The sequence below is a fragment of the Streptomyces sp. NPDC088350 genome, from assembly GCF_044753545.1.
Lineage (GTDB): Bacteria > Actinomycetota > Actinomycetes > Streptomycetales > Streptomycetaceae > Streptomyces.
This window is the reverse complement of sequence record NZ_JBIVNL010000015.1, coordinates 39060-55219: the sequence shown is the minus strand read 5'-3', so window position 1 is coordinate 55219 and position 16160 is coordinate 39060. Positions and strand designations below refer to the sequence as shown.

At 72.2% G+C, this 16160-nt stretch carries 14 protein-coding genes; 7 read left to right on the top strand and 7 right to left on the bottom strand.

Features of this window, described 5'->3' with window-relative positions:
- Positions 1-4: 4 nt before the first annotated feature.
- The gene (locus ACIQBL_RS40465; RefSeq protein WP_401951785.1) at positions 5-1612 is read right to left on the bottom strand and encodes an MFS transporter; all 1608 of its coding nucleotides are present in this window, start codon (positions 1610-1612) and stop codon (positions 5-7) included.
- Positions 1613-1871: 259 nt separating this feature from the next.
- Here ACIQBL_RS40465 and ACIQBL_RS40460 point away from each other — a divergent pair, with 259 nt between their 5' ends.
- Together ACIQBL_RS40460 and ACIQBL_RS40455 are read left to right on the top strand one after the other, a co-directional pair.
- A complete protein-coding gene (locus tag ACIQBL_RS40460) occupies positions 1872-3068 on the top strand; it encodes a hypothetical protein (protein ID WP_401951783.1) in 1197 nt (398 codons plus the stop codon).
- Positions 3069-3306: 238 nt separating this feature from the next.
- On the top strand, positions 3307-4347 hold the full coding sequence (locus ACIQBL_RS40455) for a phosphatase PAP2 family protein (protein ID WP_401951780.1): 1041 nt from the start codon (positions 3307-3309) through the stop codon (positions 4345-4347).
- Positions 4348-4445: 98 nt separating this feature from the next.
- Here ACIQBL_RS40455 and ACIQBL_RS40450 read toward each other — a convergent pair whose 3' ends face one another.
- From ACIQBL_RS40450 to ACIQBL_RS40435, 4 genes are all read right to left on the bottom strand, one after another.
- Positions 4446-4661 (bottom strand): I78 family peptidase inhibitor, encoded by a 216-nt coding sequence (locus ACIQBL_RS40450; protein ID WP_401951777.1) that lies wholly within the window; start codon positions 4659-4661, stop codon positions 4446-4448.
- A gap of 260 nt (positions 4662-4921) precedes the next feature.
- Complete coding sequence (locus ACIQBL_RS40445) at positions 4922-5923, bottom strand: helix-turn-helix transcriptional regulator (RefSeq protein ID WP_401951774.1); 1002 nt, start codon at positions 5921-5923, stop codon at positions 4922-4924.
- Positions 5924-5969: 46 nt separating this feature from the next.
- Complete coding sequence (locus ACIQBL_RS40440; RefSeq protein WP_401951771.1) at positions 5970-7271, bottom strand: ABC transporter substrate-binding protein; 1302 nt, start codon at positions 7269-7271, stop codon at positions 5970-5972.
- Positions 7240-7797 (bottom strand): hypothetical protein, encoded by a 558-nt coding sequence (locus tag ACIQBL_RS40435; protein WP_401951768.1) that lies wholly within the window; start codon positions 7795-7797, stop codon positions 7240-7242. Before ACIQBL_RS40435 ends, ACIQBL_RS40440 begins: the two co-directional genes overlap by 32 nt.
- A gap of 122 nt (positions 7798-7919) precedes the next feature.
- Here ACIQBL_RS40435 and ACIQBL_RS40430 point away from each other — a divergent pair, with 122 nt between their 5' ends.
- Genes ACIQBL_RS40430 through ACIQBL_RS40420 form a run of 3 tightly spaced genes read left to right on the top strand, consistent with a single transcriptional unit; the run spans position 7920 to position 12004 of the window.
- Positions 7920-8396, top strand: coding sequence for a hypothetical protein (locus ACIQBL_RS40430; RefSeq protein ID WP_401951765.1), 477 nt, complete (start codon positions 7920-7922; stop codon positions 8394-8396).
- 9 nt (positions 8397-8405) lie between these two features.
- Positions 8406-11372 (top strand): ATP-binding cassette domain-containing protein, encoded by a 2967-nt coding sequence (locus tag ACIQBL_RS40425; RefSeq protein WP_401951762.1) that lies wholly within the window; start codon positions 8406-8408, stop codon positions 11370-11372.
- A complete protein-coding gene (locus tag ACIQBL_RS40420) occupies positions 11369-12004 on the top strand; it encodes an ATP-binding cassette domain-containing protein (RefSeq protein ID WP_401951760.1) in 636 nt (211 codons plus the stop codon). Before ACIQBL_RS40425 ends, ACIQBL_RS40420 begins: the two co-directional genes overlap by 4 nt.
- A gap of 80 nt (positions 12005-12084) precedes the next feature.
- Here the strand turns inward: ACIQBL_RS40420 and ACIQBL_RS40415 are convergent, their stop codons facing one another.
- The gene (locus ACIQBL_RS40415; RefSeq protein ID WP_401951758.1) at positions 12085-12813 is read right to left on the bottom strand and encodes a transglycosylase family protein; all 729 of its coding nucleotides are present in this window, start codon (positions 12811-12813) and stop codon (positions 12085-12087) included.
- Between the two features lie 504 nt (positions 12814-13317).
- On the opposite strand from ACIQBL_RS40415, the gene ACIQBL_RS40410 reads away from it, so the two are divergent.
- Both ACIQBL_RS40410 and ACIQBL_RS40405 read left to right on the top strand, forming a co-directional pair.
- Entirely contained in the window at positions 13318-14106 is a 789-nt protein-coding gene (locus tag ACIQBL_RS40410) for a hypothetical protein (RefSeq protein WP_401951755.1), read from the top strand.
- 37 nt (positions 14107-14143) lie between these two features.
- Positions 14144-14572, top strand: coding sequence for a hypothetical protein (locus ACIQBL_RS40405; RefSeq protein ID WP_401951752.1), 429 nt, complete (start codon positions 14144-14146; stop codon positions 14570-14572).
- Positions 14573-14646: 74 nt separating this feature from the next.
- On the opposite strand, the gene der is transcribed toward ACIQBL_RS40405, so the two are convergent.
- A complete protein-coding gene (der, locus tag ACIQBL_RS40400; RefSeq protein ID WP_401951749.1) occupies positions 14647-16122 on the bottom strand; it encodes a ribosome biogenesis GTPase Der in 1476 nt (491 codons plus the stop codon).
- Positions 16123-16160: the final 38 nt, after the last annotated feature.

Below are 16160 nucleotides of genomic sequence, written 5' to 3'. Positions count from 1 at the left end.
GGGTTCAGGCGGAGACGCGGGACTGTGTTACTTCCCTGGGGGCAGGTACCCCTACCGCAGCCGCAGGCACCTCGCATTGCATGATCCGCGGCAACCGCAACGCCATCACCGCCCCCAGCAGCAGCAACCCCGCGCTGACGAGCAACGTGACATGCAGGCCGTGCACGAAGGCGTCCCGTGCCGCGTGGCGCAGGGCGGCTCCCCGCACCCCGCCGAGACGCCCCGCGACGTCGTACGCCTCGCCGAGCGAATGCCCCGCGGAGACCGACGCGGACGTGGGTACCCCGGGAACGGACCGCAGTCCGGGCGCGTACGCCGCGTTCATGACGCTGCCGAGGAGCGCGATACCGATACCGGCGCCGAGTTGGTAGGAGGTCTCGCCTATCGCCGCCGCGCCACCCGCCTGGGCCGGCGGAGCCTCGCTCAGCATCGACTCGTACGCCCCGAAGAGCGTCATCTCCAGACCGAACCCCAGCAGCAGGAACCCGAAGAGCAGCAGCCCGGTGTTGTCCTGCCCGCCCATCGCGGTCAGCGTCAGCACCGAGACCGCGGTGAGGCAGAACCCGAAGCACACCATCCGGCGCGGCCCGAAACGCCGGAGCATCCGCGCCCCGAACAGCCCCGCCGCCATCGCCGCGAACGTCAGCGGCAGGAGTCGTAGACCTGTCTGGAGCGGGGAGAGGCCCAGCACCAGTTGCAGGTACTGCGCCGCGATCAGCTCAAGGCCCACCAGTGCCAGCATCGCCAGCACGATGCAGCCGACGGAGGTACTGAACGCCGGCCTGCGGAACATCGTCAGGTCCACCAGCGGATGCGTACGGCGCCGTTGCCGTCGTACGAAGAGAACCAGCAGCACCGCGCCCACGAGCAGCGGGGCCACGGTCCACGCGCTCTGCGCCGGTTCCCCGCCGCCGAGCCGCTTCACGCCCAGGACGACGCCGAAGAGTCCGCCGGCGGCCATCAGCGCGCCGACGACGTCCCACGGGCCGTCGCGGTCGCCGCGCGACTCGGGGAGCAGGAGCCGGCCGATCGGCAGGCTGATCAGCATCAGGGGGATGTTGACGAGGAAGACCGAGCCCCACCAGAAGTGTTCGAGCAGGAAGCCGCCGAGCAGCGGGCCCACCGCCGCGCCCACCGCCGCCACCGCGCTCCACACGCCGATCGCCACCGCCCGCTCGCGCCGGTCGGGGAAGACCTGGCGGAGGATCGACAGCGTGGCCGGCATGATCATCGCGCCGCCGACGCCGAGCAGCGCCCGCGCGAGGATCAGAACCTGGGCGTCATGGGCGAGGGAGGCGAGCCCGGAGGCGATGCCGAAGAGGCCGTAGCCGAGGAGCAGGATCCTTCTGCGGCCCACCCGGTCGCCGAGCGTGCCGAAGAGGATGAGGAGCGAGGCGCAGACCAGCGGATAGACGTCGACGATCCAGAGGAGCTCTATCGCGCCGGGTCTGAGGTCCTCGGTGACGGCGGGCACCGCGACATGGAGCACGGTGGCGTCGAGCGCGACGAGGAGCAGGCTCACGCAGAGGACGACGAGGACGACCCAGCGGTTGGCACCGGCCCCGGCCGCCCGACGGCGCAGCGCTGCGGCAGCCGTGGTCGTCCCGGACATGTACTACCTCCCAGATGTTCCCTCGCGTTCGGCGGGCTCACGGGGTGGGGACTTCCCGTGACTGCGGCCGGAGAGGAGCGGTGTCCCCGGCCCGCGCAACGAAGGCGAGTGAGCCGTCAGAGTACGCGAGTTCACGCCGATGCCACGTGGCGGACCTCTCACACTCCCCGGAGAACACGTGTGGCGTACACCACTCACCCTTCTGTGGACCACGCCCCGCCGGGCCCGCCGGTTCCGCGCACCCTCGATAATCGAGCCCGTGACCGATCTCGCAGCACCTCTGCGCCGGGCGGCCCCGGCCCTCCTCGGGTACGCCGCCGTCCGCGCGCTGGGCCTGGTGGTGCTCGCGGTGTGGAGCGCGGCGCGCGGCAAGAGCGCGTACACCTTGCTGACCGCCCGCTGGGACGCCCTCTGGTACACCCGGGTCGCCGACCTCGGTTACGGCTACGAGGTGCGCCTCCCGAACGGCGACGTCCACTCGAACCTCGCCTTCTTCCCGCTGCTGCCCTGGCTGGAGCGGGGCATGCGCGCGGTGTCCCCGCTGTCGTACGCCGACGCCGGTTTCGTGGTGAGCCTGCTCGCCTCGCTCGCCGCGGCCTGGGGGATCTTCGCGGTCGCGGACCACGTGTACGACCGCAGGGTCGGCGTGTGCGCCGTACTGCTGTGGGCCGTGCTCCCGGTCGGGATCGTGCAGTCGATGGCGTACAGCGAGTCGCTCTTCACCGCGCTCGCCGCCTGGTCCCTGTACGCCGTACTGACGGGCCGATGGCTCACGGCGGGCACCCTCGCGCTGTTCGCCGGGCTGACGCGGCCCGTGGGGCTCGCGGTGGTCGCCGCGGTGTGGGTCGCCGGTATTTCATCGATCGCCGGTATTTCATCGATCGCGGGTACTTCATCGATCGCGGACCGCGCCTCTTTCGTGCGGGACCGCAGCACGGCGCCCACGCCCGGCGCGCGGAACTGGCGGCGCGCCCTCGGCATGGCACTCGCACCCCTGGGCGCCGCCGGGTACGTCCTGTGGGTCGGCCATCGCACCGGCAAGGGCCCGCTGGGCTATCTCGACGTGCAGGCGGGCTGGCGCAACGGCTTCGACGGCGGCGTGGCGTTCGCCCGTTTCGTCGGCGACAAGTTCACGTCGCTCCCGTCGGCCCTGGCCGGGGTGGGACTGATCGTCGGGGTCGGGCTGGTGGTCCGGCTGTACGTCGTGGGCGTCCGCCAGGGCCAGCCGCTCCCCTTGTTGGTGTACACGGGGGTCGTCACCGCGCTGGCGCTGTGCGCGTCGAGCTATTTCGGCTCGAAACCGCGCCTGCTGATGCCCGCCTTCGCCCTGTTGCTCCCCCTCGCGCTCGCCCTGGCGCGGCTGCGTACCTCCAGGTCAGCGTGGGTGGTGGGCGGTGTCGCGATGGTATCGGCCGTGTATGGGGCGTTCTGGCTGAACGGCTCCGGTCCGCCATGATCCACTCGTCACGCTCCATGAGCGCCCGGCCAATTCCACCCCAGCATTCGGTGAACTAATTCATAAGTGCCATAAAACTCGACCCCGGCATGATCAAAGGAATTGAAGGACGGAGCCACCCGGGATTGCGGAATCCTCGGAAATAAACCTGCCCCTGAGAGCTTTCCCACATCACATCGTCATCACAAAGCCGCTGATTCGACGGGGATCCACACTCACTCGCTGTAACGTCGATTGGGTGCGTACCGAACGAAACCTCACCCGTCTGGACCGGGTGTTCGCGAGGCTGGACCGTGAACCCGAACGGCCGGCCCACATCGATGTGCCCAAGATGAGTCGGCACAGGGCCGTGCTGTTCGTGGCGACCCTGGCCTTCTATCTGGCCATCGTGTGGCTTGTCGTGACCACCTCCTGGCTGGTCAGGTTCGACTGGCAGGTCATGTTCTTCCGCCCGTACCAGCAGTGGGCGGGCATCCACTGGTTCGTCGACTACTACGTGGTGCTCGGCCAGCGCGGCCCGACCGCGGTGATGGTCGCGGCCTGGCTGGGCTGGCGCTCCTGGCGGCAGCACACGCTGCGCCCGCTGCTCACCCTGGGCACCGCGATCCTGCTGCTGAACATCACGGTCGGCGCCGCCAAGCTCGGCATGGGCCGCCTCGGCCCGCACTACGCCACCGTCATCGGCTCGAACGAGATGGGTCTCGGCGGCGATATATTCCCCAGCGGCCACACCGCCAACGCGGTCGTGACCTGGGGAATTCTGGCGTATCTGGCCTCCACGCCGGCCGCCCGCCGCTGGCTGTCCGCCGCGTCCGCGGTGACCTCGCTCGGCGTCGGTCTCGCCACGGTCTACCTCGGCACGCACTGGCTGAGCGACGTGCTGCTGGGCTGGGCCGCCGGTCTGCTGGTCCTGCTCGCCCTCCCGTGGTGCGAGCCGCTGGTGGCCCTCGCCGAGACCCGGATCTTCGCCCTGCGCGACCGCTGGCGCGCCCGCCGCGGCCGTACGGCACCGACACCGGCACCGGTGCCGACGTCCCCGGTCACCGCGCCCGTGCTGCTCAAGCCGCGCACGTCCTCGGGCGACGAGGTCCCGGCGGCCCGCGAGACGGTCCCCGCGAGCCGCACGGCCCGGCCGCCCGCCCATCTCGCCCCGGGCCCGCACACGACCCGCTCGGAGCGCACCCCGGTGACCCCGATCGGCAGCCGCCGCCCGCCGCACCCGGAGCGGGTGGCGCGCGGCACGGCCTCGGCCGCGGCCCGTCCGGCGGCGGGCGGCTGACCCCGCACCAAGACCGCGGGGCCGGTACGCACAACCCATCCCCGCATCGAGAAGGCCCCGGTTCCGCGACAGAACCGGGGCCTTCGTCGTGTGCGCGGTCAGCCCTTCCAGGCGCGCTTCACCGTGCCGGCCTCGACCTCGAAGTTGAGCCGCCCCACCCGGAATTCCATGGTGATGATCGCCCCCGGCGGCAGTGACCGCACGGTCGACCACCCGCGCTCCCGCGCGAGCCGCTCGGCCTCTGTCGCGTCGAGGCCCACATAGGTGTTCGGGCTGTCCTGGGGCTCTGCCGGTGGAGTCGGAATGGGTGCCATGCCGCCACGCTAGCCCCTCTCTTCCTCCCTCCGTCCCTCTCCGGTCACACTTCTGTCACAGGATCAGGACGTGTGTTTTGTTCTGCCCCCTCACACGTATGAGCGGTTCCGTACTCCTTCCGCGGGCATTCGAACGCAATTCCCGCCGGTCCGTACGGCCCGTCGAATAGCCCGGCGGAAAGTGCCGCGAGAACCGGTCCGGCGCCCTATTTCTTTCCGTTTCCCGGCCGTACGGCGGGAGCTGACGCCGTATAACACATTCACCGTTCCGGCACAGAATCGCCGTACGCCTCCCGGCCGTGCCGGTCCAGCGCCCGGGACAGCCGGTCCCTGGCCGTCCTGATCGTCTCGGTCAGCTCGACGGGCTCCAGGACCTCGAACTCGAAGCCCATCATCATCACGTGGATCACCATCAGGTCGAGGTTCGGGGCCCCGGTCCGCAGCAGGCAGGCGTCCGGCCCGTCCGCCTCCAGCGTCCCGGCGGACGGTGAGATCCGCAGGGCGGCCTCCTGGAGGGGCACGAGCAGCCGGACGACGGCGTGCGAGGCGTACGCGCGCGTGGAGACCCCTTTCGAGACGTACGCGGCGAGGTCCTCGGCCGGGGGCGTGCGCGGGGTGAAGCGCGGGCCGTGCGGCAGTCTGGGCGTGACGCGGTCGACGCGGAAGGTGCGCCAGTCGGCGCGGTCCAGGTCCCAGGCGACCAGGTACCAGCGGCGCTCGGTGCACACCAGGCGGTGCGGTTCGACGCTGCGGCGGGTGGGCGCGCCGTCGTGGTTCTCGTAGTCGAAGCGCAGCCGCTCGGCGTCCCGGCACAGGGCGGCCAGTTCGGTCAGTACGGCGGGGTCGACGGCGGACGGCAGCGTGTTGCGCAGCATCGGCACGGTGAAGGCGTTGAGGGCGCCCACCCGGCGGCGCAGCCGGTTCGGGAGGACCTGTTCGAGCTTGGTGAGGGCGCGTACGGAGGTCTCGCCGATGCCCTCGATGCCCTGCCCGGCGGCGGTGCGCAGCCCGACCGCCACGGCGACTGCCTCGTCGTCGTCCAGCAGCAGCGGCGGCAACTCGGCGCCCGCGCCCAGCTGGTAGCCGCCGCCCGTGCCGGGGCTGGCGTTGACCGGGTAGCCCAGCTCGCGCAGCCGGTCGACGTCCCGGCGCACGGTGCGCGGGGTGACCCCGAGCCGGTCGGCCAGGTCGGCGCCGGACCAGTCACGGTGGGCCTGGAGCAACGAGAGCAGGCGCAGGAGTCGTGCCGAGGTCTCCAACATGGTCGAAGTCTGTATCAAGGGCGGCCCGGATCAAGAGCAGTAGGGATCAAGGGCTGTACGGCAGTTGGGGCACGTCGAAACAGGTGCTGTTCATGTCCCCCTGCGGGACCCACCCCTTGCCGTCCTGCCACCGGGCCACCGACAGACACGTCCTGCGTGTCGTCGGCGGTTCGGCGAGTCGCGCGAAGGAGACGGGAACCAGCAGTCCGTCGGCGGTGTAGTTCTCGCTCCGGTTCATGAAGCCGTCGACGCACGCGCGCGTGACGCCCGTCCTCGTCCTCGCGCACGACTTGGCCGCGTCCGTGAACCACATCGCCGCCGCCCAGCCCTCCACCTGCCACTGGGAGTGCGTCTTCAGCCCCTTCGTAGCGTCCCGGAACTCCCGTACGGCCGCCCGGGAGGTGTCGTCGAAGTCCCGGCTTGACCCGGTCGCCCACAGCGCGTTGCGGCAGCGCGGGGAGTTCTTGTAGTCCTCGGGGACGGTGGACGTCCAGTTCTGGACGTTCGTCACCTTGGCGATGACCTTCGCGCCGACCTCGTCCATCGCCTCGCACAGCTGGGCGTTGCCGTGCGTGTCGATGGCGTCGAAGACGAGGTCGGCACCCTGCTGCTTCAGGTCGGCCGCCACGGCACGGAAGTTCGGCAGCGCGAAGTCGACCTGCTCGGTGACGACCTTGTAACCCTCCGCCTTCAGCCCCTGCTCGACGAGCCGGGCGTAGGCGGCCGAGGCAGCCTGGTTGTACGACACGACGGCGGCGGTACGGGCGCCCTGCTCGCGCTTGAAGTACCGGTACACCTCCGTGCCGCCGTACAGCTTCCCGCCCCAGCCCGGGGTGCCGGCGCGGGGCGCGAGGCTGCCGTAGACGCCGTACAGGTGCGGCCAGGTGTCGTAGGCGGCCCCGATGGGCTGGCCGCCGATGTCGGGCACGCGCGCGTGGGAGACGCGGGAGGCGCCCGCGTAGTCGAGGGCGGTGGTGGCGACCAGGGCGACGACCTTGTCCTCGTCGACCAGTTGGCGCACGCACTCGTTGTTCCCGACCCCGCTGCCGCCGTCGTCGCACAGGCGCACCTCCACCGGGTGCCCGTCGATGCCCCCGCGCGCGTTGAGCCGGTCGAAGTACGCCTTGGCGCCGTCGCGGGGCCCGGTGAAGGTGTCGCCGCCGACCGGGCTGGTCGCGCTGGTGATGATCCCGACCCGGATCGGCGCGTCGCCGCCGGGCGCGGGCGTACGTGAGTCGCCGTGCTCGAAGTCGCTCTCCGGGAGGCGGCTGCCGCAGGCCGTGCTCCCGAGGAGCAGCAGCACCGCGACAGCGGCCTCAGCAGCCCGACCCGGGCGACGGCGAGGCATCGCCGCTCAACGCCACCAGCGCGCACAGGGTGTTGTCGGACACCTTCCAGGTGCCGTCCTGCTGGACGGTCGTCCCGGAGGCGTTCGGGAGGGCGGTGGCGCCGTTCAGGGTCAGGCTGTACGTCACGGTCGCCTTGTCCGGTGCGGTGAACTCGACCTTCTGGACGTCCGCCTGGACCTGCCCGCCGCGCTTGTCGCCGCTGAATGCCTTCAGTACCGGGCCCATCCTGTCGCCGTTCTCCAGGACCGCCTGTTTGTCCCTGGTGGAGGTGGCGGGGTCGAAGAACTTCTTCCAGTTGGCCTTGATCCGTGTCGTCGCGGCGGCCGGGTCCGCGGGCGCGGTCGCCGGTGCGCTCGTGGTCCGCTCGACGGAGGGAGTGGGCGGCGGTGCGCTGCTGCCGCCCCCGCTGTCGTCGCTGCAGGCCGCCAGGGCCGGCCCGAGCACGAGGACCAGGGATGCGGCCCCAACTGCCGCTCCCCGCCCCCGCCTTGTGTTCCTTCGCCTGAGGTCGCTCCCGAGAACCATCTGGCTCACCACCGGGTGTCGGTCCGGGCCGTGCGCGCCCGGTGTTTTCAGGTCAGGTGTCAGAAGGCATAGTGCAAGCCATTGGCCGGCATGGACAGACACCTGACGTGTGGGGGCCGTAAATGCGGACAGCCCGACTGCGGACCGTGCGTCCCGCCCTGTGGGCCGGCTGGGCCGCGCTCGCGGCGGGCGCGGTGCTGTGTGTACTCGGCTGGTACGGCGTCTCCGGCGAGCGCTACGCCGAACGCCAACTCCCCTACCTGGCCTCCTGCACGATCCCCGGTGCCGCCCTGATCGTCGCCGGCGCGGTCCTGCTCACCCACGGCCGCAGCGCCCTCGCCGCCGCCCGCGTGGAGGAGCTGTACGCCCTTCTCGTGGCCGCCGGGCCCGCCGAGGCGGAGGAGTCGGCACAGGCCGCCGCCGCGCCCGTGGCGGTCAGCGGGGACCTGCTGATGGTGCCCGGGGGCACGCTGTGGCATCGCGCGGACTGTCCGTTGGTCGCCGGTAAGCCGGAAGCGGTGCCGGTGGACTCGAAGTTGGTGGCGAACGGCGAGCTGAGCCCCTGCCCGATCTGCGAGCCCGCCGAAGCCGACGACTGACGGCCCCTGATGTCCTCCCTGACGTACGACCTCACCCTCGCGGGCCTCTCCGTCGGCAGCGCCGCCGCGCTCACCGGGGTCGGCCTGATCGTGACGTACCGGGCGACCGGCGTCCTCAACTTCGCGCACGGCGCGGTCGCGATGGTCTGCGCGTACGCGCTGCGGCAGTGCGTGGTGGGGTGGGGCTGGCCCCTGTGGGTGGGAGCGGTGGTGACACTGCTGTTCCTCGCGCCGGGCATCGGGGTGGCGCTGGAACGGTTCGTCTTCCGCCCGCTGTCGGTCCTGGGCGGCGATCCGGCGCAGACCCTGGTCGCGTCCATCGGGGTGTTCGTGCTGCTGGTCGGCGGGGCGGCGCTGGTGTGGGGACAGGGGGCACGGAACGACACGCCGGAGCTGGTGTCGGCCGATCCCTGGGGGCAGTCGGGGGTGGTGCTCGTGCTGGCGGCGGGCGTCGGGGCCGTGATCCGCTGGACGCGTTTCGGGCGGGAGCTGCGGGCCGTGGTGGACGACCGGCAGCTCGCGGTGCTGGCCGGCGTGGACGCGGACCGGGTGGCGGCGGCGGGCTGGGCGTTCGGTTCCTTCACGGCGGGTCTGACGGGCGTGCTCCTCGCCCCGTACGTGCGCCTGGACCCGTACAGCCTGCCGCTGCTCGTCATGGAGGTGGTGGCGGTCGCGGTGGCCGCGCGGATGCGGAGTCTGCCGGTCGCGGTGGTGGTGGCGCTCGGGATCGGGGTCGGGCAGAGCCAACTGACGCGACTCCATCCGCCGGGCTGGGGCGGGCAGTTGGTCCAGGCGGTGGGCGCGAACCTGTTCGTGGTCGCCCTGTTGGTCGCGGCACTGGTGCTGCCCGGCCTCGGCTCCCGGGACGCCCTCCCCCGTACGGCGACGGCCCGCGTCCCGACCCCGCCCGGCGCGTGGATCGTGGCCGTGGTGCTGTTCCTGCTCCCCCTCGGCTTGGCGGGATCGGACCTGCACACCTCGGTCCAAGTCCCCGCGCTGGGTGTGGTGTTGCTGTCGCTGGTGGTGGTCACCGGCCGGGGCGGGCAGATCTCGCTGGGGCAGGCGGCGTACGCGGGCCTGGGCGCCCTGTTCACCGCGCTGCTGGCGGCGGGCCGCTTCCCGGGCCTGCCCCGCCTGCCCGAACTGGCCGCGCTGGCGGTGGCGGTGCTCCTGGTGGCTCCCCTGGGCCTGCTGACCGGCTGGCCCGCGATCAGCCGCCACGGCCTGGCCCTCGCCCTCGCGACCTTCGCGGTCGGCGTCGGGGTCAGCCGCTTCGTCTTCGCCCAGCCGTACGCCACGTCGGGCCTGTCCCTGGACCGCCCCTCCGGCTTCGACAGCGACCGTGCCTACTACGTCCTCGAACTCGCCCTCCTGGCAGGCGCGTTGCTGACGACCCACGCCCCGCGCCGGGGCCGCACGGGCCGCGCCCTCGCCGCGATGCGCGACCACGAGCCGGGTGCCTCGGCGGCCGGGGTCCAGGTCCCGTCCCTGAAACTCCTGGCGTTCGTCGCGGGCGCCGCCCTGGCCGCCCTCGGCGGCGGCATGCTCGGCATGGGCCTCCGCGCCTTCGACCCCTCGGCCTACGACCCCGTCCGGGGCCTGTTGTGGTTCGCCGCGGTGGTCGTCCTGGGCGCCGACAGCACACTGGGCGCCCTGGCCGCCGCGGCTCTCCTGGTGGGCCTGGACGCGGGGGCGCGCGGCGGGGTCGCGGCGGCGCTGATCGGGGTGCTGGCGGTGTGCGTGGGCCGGTTCCCCGGGGGGCCGTACGAGGCGTTGCGCGGGGCGGCGGAGCGGCTGCGCCTACGACGGAGGGCACGGCTCACCCCGCTGGGGATGGGTGTGCGCCGGAGATTGCGGGTGGCGGGCGTGCAGCCGGTGCCGGTACGGGCGGGCTCAACGGCGGCTGTACGCCCGGATGTCGCGCGTCGCGCGGAGCACGGTGCCGGGCGGGGTTCCGGGGCGCTGGATCTGCGAGGGCGCACCGCCGTGCTCGGGCAGGAGGATGAAGCGGGTGCAACCGCGGGCACCCGCACGGGCGTTGTGCGGCGCGATACGGGGCGATCGACCGAGGCGCGGGGGCGGCAGAGGCGGAGCGCCGGACTCGGACAGCGGGACGACGCGGCGGAACCGCCACCCCGGGACGCGACCCCCACCTCGCCCACTGAAGACGCTCACCCGCCCCGACCCATGGTCGCTCCCGAAGAGGCGCCCCTTCCCCAGCCCGCGCCGGTCCGACCGACGCCACGGCCACGCACCGCTCCGCCCCGCAGGCCCACCCCGCCCCTCCTCACCGCCCACTCCCTGCACGCCCGTTACGGCGGCTTCGCCGCGCTCGACAGGGTCGATCTCGTCGTGCGGGCAGGGCAGGTCACCGCCGTCGTCGGGCCCAACGGGGCGGGAAAAAGCACCCTGTTCCACTGTCTGGCCGGGACGGTGCGGCCCACGCGGGGGCGGGTCCGGCTCGGGGGACGGGACATCACCCGGCTGCCCGCGCACGCCCGTACCCGGCTCGGGATCGCCCGGACCTTTCAACAGCTCGCGGTCTTCCCCTCGTTGACCGTCGCCGAGAACGTGCGCGTGGGTGCCGAGCAGGGGCGGGTCGCCGAACCCGGCGCCGTGGAGCGGGCGTTGCGGCTGTTCGGGCTCGACGGGGACGTACGGTCGCTGCCCGCCGCCGGGCTGCCCACCGGGACGCTGCGCCGGGTCGAACTGGCCCGGGCGTTCGCCGGCGGCCCGCGCGTGCTGCTGCTCGACGAACCCGCCGCCGGACTCGACACCGCCGAAGTGGCCGCGCTGACCGTGGTGTTGAGGGCCCTGGCCGCCGAGGGCACCGCCCTGCTCGTCGTGGAGCACGACCTCGATCTGGTCGCCGACCTCGCCGACGTGGTCCATGTGATGGCGGCGGGCCGCATCGTCGCCTCCGGCCCGCCCGACCGCGTCCTCGACACACCCAGCGCCCGGGAGACCCCCGCATGACCATCTCCCTGCGCCACGCACGCGTGCGCTACGGCCCCCTCGAAGCCCTGCACGGCATCACCCTCGCCGCACCCGCCTCGGGGCTCACCGTCCTGCTGGGCCGCAACGGCTCCGGCCGTACGACCGCGCTGCGCGCCCTCGCCGGTACGGTCGCGCTGTCGGGCGGTGCGGTGGTGTGGGACGGCGCCGATGTGACCCGTATGCCTGCCTACGAACGGGCTCGCCGGGGACTGTGTCTGGTACCGGAACGGCAGGCCGTGTTCGGGTCCCTCACCGTCCACGAGAACCTCGAACTCGCCGCGCGGGACCACGCGGTGGCCCTCGACGCGTATCCGCAGTTGGGCCCCCTGCTCCCCCGCCGCGCCGGCACCCTCTCCGGCGGTGAGCAGCGGATGCTCGCCCTCTCCCGCGCCCTGCTGGCAGGCGCGCGCGTGGTGCTCGTCGACGAACCCGCGCAGGGCATGTCGCCCGCGGTCGCGGCGCACACGTACGAACTGCTGGCCGGGCTCGACGCGTGTGTGGTGGTCGCCGAGCAGCGGCTGCCGCCGGTGCTGCGCGGCCGGGCGGCCCTCGTGTACGAACTGCGGCGCGGAACGGTCGTGTTCAGCGGCGAGGCGGCCGAACGGGAGTGACGGGCGAGCCCCCGCCCGGTCGGAGGACCGGGCGGGGGCGGCACGGAAGTGGCTCTGCCGTGGCTCTGTAGCGGCTCTGCTCAGAGGTCGAGCTGCTGCCCGGGGATGATCAGATCGGGGTCGTCGCCGATGACGGACTTGTTGGCGGCGTAGATCTTCCGCCAGGTGGTCCCGTGTTCGGCCGCGATGGCGCTCAGCGTGTCGCCCGTGCGGACGGTGTAGTCGCCGCGGGACGTGCCGCGCGAGGCGTTGTTCGTCCCGCGGGCCGGCGTCTTCGCGGGCTTCGCCGGGGTCGCCTTCCTGGTCGACTGCTTCCTCGTCGACTCGGACGTCGACTCGGTGGTCGACTGCTTCGACTTCTTCGTCGTCGTCGACGAATTCTCGGTGACCGTGCCGGAGGAGGCGGCGGGTGCGCTGCCCGTCGCTCCGGCCCGTACGGAACAGACCGGCCAGGCGCCCCAACCCTGGGCGTGCTGGACCTTGGTGGCCACGGCGATCTGCGCGGACCGGGAGGCCTGGTCGGCGGTGGCCGCGTAGGCCGAGCCGCCGTAGGCGCGCCAGGTGCCGGCGGAGAACTGGAGTCCTCCGTAGTAGCCGTTGCCGGTGTTGATGTGCCAGTTGCCGCCGCTCTCGCACTGGGCGATGCGGTCCCACACTCCGCTGTCGGCCGCCGCGGCGTTGCCGGTGGCGGCCAGCAGTCCGAGCGGGGCGAGCAGGGCCGCCCCGGTGAGGACCGCCGCCGTACGCGCTTGACCCTTGCGGTGGGTCTCAGGAGCGTTCTCGCGAGTGGTATCGGCACATTCGGACATGTAGTTCCCTCTCCAACAACACGGGGTCCCCCAAGGCGGTTCGCGGCTCCCACGCATCGACGTGGTCCTCGCGCTCCTCCCCGTCCGCCGGAGGTGGTGCTGCTTGCTGGCTTGTTCGGCCGGCGGACGTACCCGAGCGGTGCTCGTTGCACACGGCGGAGGAATGTACGGAGGTGAGCGAGCCGATGTCGACCAACTGCCCGTCGCCGCAGGCCAGTTCACTGTTACCGCGGGTATCGGCATTTTTCGGCCACCCACTACATTCGCTGATTTCACGATTTTTCGACCAGTTGCCGACAAGCGCTGTGACTCGGTTCACGCGACCAACTCCCTTGACCTTTCACAGAGTTGACAGGGAGTGGCCAATTCCGTACCAGACGTGACCGTCCGCTTCGGTTGGTTCGATTCGGTTCGCCCTGGAGCGTGACTCCCGCCACAGATCCTCCGTTGTCTTCTTCATGAGCCCGGGACCCACCGGGCACCGCATTTTCGAGGGAGCCACCCGTGCCGCGCATGCTCGACGTCAGCGACGACGTACGCGCCGAGATCGGCGACGAAGAAGCCGACCGGCTGCTCGCCGGAGACAACGCCCCGGGCAGTTACGACTGCACGTCGTGCCGCACCCAGGGCGACTCCGATCAGGAGCGCACCAGCACCGTCCTGTTCATCGGCGACGAGACCGCCGTCCTCGCCTTCGCCCACGCCACCTGCCTGCCCTCGCAGATCGTCCAGGTCACCGAGGAGCAGCTACAGGGCGCCGTCCGCTCCATCAGCGGCAACACGCACGCCCCGGCCGGCGCACCGGAGAAGGCCGTACCCGAGCAGGCCGTGCTCGGTGTGACCAGCGGACTGGTCCTGATCTCCGGGGAGTTGCACCCCGCCCTGGTGGTCGAGCCGACCGCGCCCATCGCGCGCCCCGGCTCGACCGGCGCCGGCGACGACTTCCTGCCGCTGCTCATCGAGCAGGGCTTCATGCCGCTGAGCGAGATCACCACCGTGCCGCCCGTGCTGCACGGCTGGTCGGTACTGCTCGCCGCCGGCCAGCTGCACGCGGTGCTCCAGCCGAGCGGCAACGGCGGTTCCCCGGTGGCCTGGTGGCAGGCGCACCAGCCGCTCCAGGTCACCGACAGCTGGCGGGCCGCCGCCAACAAGCACCAGCAGGTGCTGATGTTCGCGGCACCGGTCGGCTCGATCGGCCGCCAGCCCCGCGAGGACCTGCTGCGCGGCGCGCTCGACAAGGCGGCGGCGAACGGCAAGTTGGTCGGCTCCGCGCTGCCGCTCGCGGGCACCTGAGCCGCATCCCTTCAGGTCACCCGTCGTTTGGACATACGTGCACACCTACGACGTTCCCCGCAGCCGGCCCTACCAGCCGATCCCGTCCTCGCGATCGGACCGGGACAGCCCGGGCGGCGCCTCGGCCACGCCGATCTACGACCGGCTCTATTCCGAGTGGGTCAAGACCTTCCGCTCGCTGCCGGGCGACCGCAGCGGCGAGGAGGAGCTGGGCTTCACCGCCTTCGGGCACAGCCCGCACAGCACGGGCTCGTTCGGCGGCGGTTCGTTCGCCGGGGCTTCCTTCGGCGGGGGCTCCTTCGGTGGGGGCTCGTACAGCGCGTACAGCGCGGGGGCCTACAGCGCCCGGCAGCAGTCGCAGTGGCAGCGCGTCGGGCAGCTCGGTCACGTCGGCCAGCAGCACGCCCACACCGGGATGCACCACATCCCGGCGGCCCTGCCGCCCGGCCCGCGCCGAGGCATCTGACGCGGCACGCACACGAGGAGGGCGGCCCCTGTTGAACAGGGGCCGCCCTCCTCGTCGTAGCACAAGATGTGCGGCTACTTCTTCTTGCCGCGCTTCTCGCGGACCCGGACCGAGATGTGGATCGGGGTGCCCTCGAAGGCGAACTCCTCGCGCAGGCGGCGCTCGATGAAGCGGCGGTAGCCCGCCTCGATGAAGCCGGAGGCGAAGAGCACGAAGCGCGGGGGCTTGGTGCCGGCCTGGGTGCCGAAGAGGATGCGGGGCTGCTTGCCGCCGCGGACCGGGTGCGGGTGGGCGGCGACCAGCTCGCCGAGGAAGGCGTTCAGCCGGCCCGTGGGAACACGGGTCTCCCAGCCGGCCAGGGCGGTCTCGATGCCCGGGACCAGCTTCTCCATGTGCCGGCCGGTGCGCGCCGAGATGTTCACCCGGGGCGCCCAGGCGACCTGGGCCAGCTCGGTCTCGATCTCGCGCTCCAGGTAGTAGCGGCGCTCCTCGTCGAGGGTGTCCCACTTGTTGAAGGCGAGGACGATCGCACGCCCCGCCTCCACGGCCATGGTGACGATCCGCTGGTCCTGCACCGAGATGGACTCGGAGGCGTCGATCAGGATGACCGCGACCTCCGCCTTCTCGACGGCGGCGGCGGTGCGCAGCGAGGCGTAGTAGTCGGCGCCCTGCTGGAGGTGGACCCGCTTGCGGATACCGGCGGTGTCGATGAACTTCCAGGTCACGCCGCCGAGTTCGATGAGCTCGTCGACCGGGTCACGGGTGGTGCCCGCGATCTCGTTGACGACGACGCGCTCCTCGCCCGCGACCTTGTTCAGCAGCGAGGACTTGCCCACGTTCGGGCGGCCGATCAGCGCGATACGGCGGGGCCCGCCGACCGCGGTGCCGAAGGTCTGCTCGGGCGCCTCCGGCAGGGCCTCCAGGACGGCGTCCAGCATGTCGCCGGTGCCGCGCCCGTGCAGCGCGGAGACGGGGTGCGGCTCGCCGAGCCCGAGGGACCACAGGTAAGCCGCGTCGGACTCACCACTGAGACCGTCGACCTTGTTGGCTGCCAGCACGACGGGCTTGCCGGCCTTGCGCAGCAGCCGTACGACCGCCTCGTCGGTGTCGGTGGCGCCGACCTTGGCGTCGACGACGAACACGACCGCGTCGGCGGCCTCGATCGCGTACTCGGCCTGGGCGGCCACGGAGGCGTCGATGCCGAGGACGTCCTGCTCCCAGCCGCCGGTGTCGACGACCTTGAAGCGCCGCCCGGTCCACTCGGCCTCGTAGGTCACGCGGTCGCGGGTGACGCCCGGCTTGTCCTCTACGACAGCCTCGCGGCGGCCGATGATGCGGTTGACGAGAGTCGACTTGCCGACGTTCGGCCGGCCGACGACGGCGAGGACGGGCAGCGGCCCGTGACCGGCCTCGTCGAGGGCGCCCTCGACGTCCTCGATGTCGAAGCCCTCCACGGCGGCGAGCTCCATGAACTCCGCGTACTCGGCGTCGCCGAGCGCCCCGTGCTCGTGCCCCTCGCCGGAGCCGTCGGGCTGGATCTGGTCGTTCATGAAGTGGGTACCTCGTTCATCGTGGTGATCGGTGGAAC

Coding starts and splice junctions, on each gene's coding strand:
- ACIQBL_RS40415 (WP_401951758.1), bottom strand. CDS start 12,813: ATGTCCGAATGTGCCGATACCACTCGCGAGAACGCTCCTGAGACCCAC.
- ACIQBL_RS40445 (WP_401951774.1), bottom strand. CDS start 5,923: ATGTTGGAGACCTCGGCACGACTCCTGCGCCTGCTCTCGTTGCTCCAG.
- ACIQBL_RS40440 (WP_401951771.1), bottom strand. CDS start 7,271: ATGCCTCGCCGTCGCCCGGGTCGGGCTGCTGAGGCCGCTGTCGCGGTG.
- ACIQBL_RS40465 (WP_401951785.1), bottom strand. CDS start 1,612: ATGTCCGGGACGACCACGGCTGCCGCAGCGCTGCGCCGTCGGGCGGCC.
- ACIQBL_RS40450 (WP_401951777.1), bottom strand. CDS start 4,661: ATGGCACCCATTCCGACTCCACCGGCAGAGCCCCAGGACAGCCCGAAC.
- ACIQBL_RS40425 (WP_401951762.1), top strand. CDS start 8,406: ATGTCCTCCCTGACGTACGACCTCACCCTCGCGGGCCTCTCCGTCGGC.
- ACIQBL_RS40420 (WP_401951760.1), top strand. CDS start 11,369: ATGACCATCTCCCTGCGCCACGCACGCGTGCGCTACGGCCCCCTCGAA.
- ACIQBL_RS40430 (WP_401951765.1), top strand. CDS start 7,920: ATGCGGACAGCCCGACTGCGGACCGTGCGTCCCGCCCTGTGGGCCGGC.
- der (WP_401951749.1), bottom strand. CDS start 16,122: ATGAACGACCAGATCCAGCCCGACGGCTCCGGCGAGGGGCACGAGCAC.
- ACIQBL_RS40435 (WP_401951768.1), bottom strand. CDS start 7,797: ATGGTTCTCGGGAGCGACCTCAGGCGAAGGAACACAAGGCGGGGGCGG.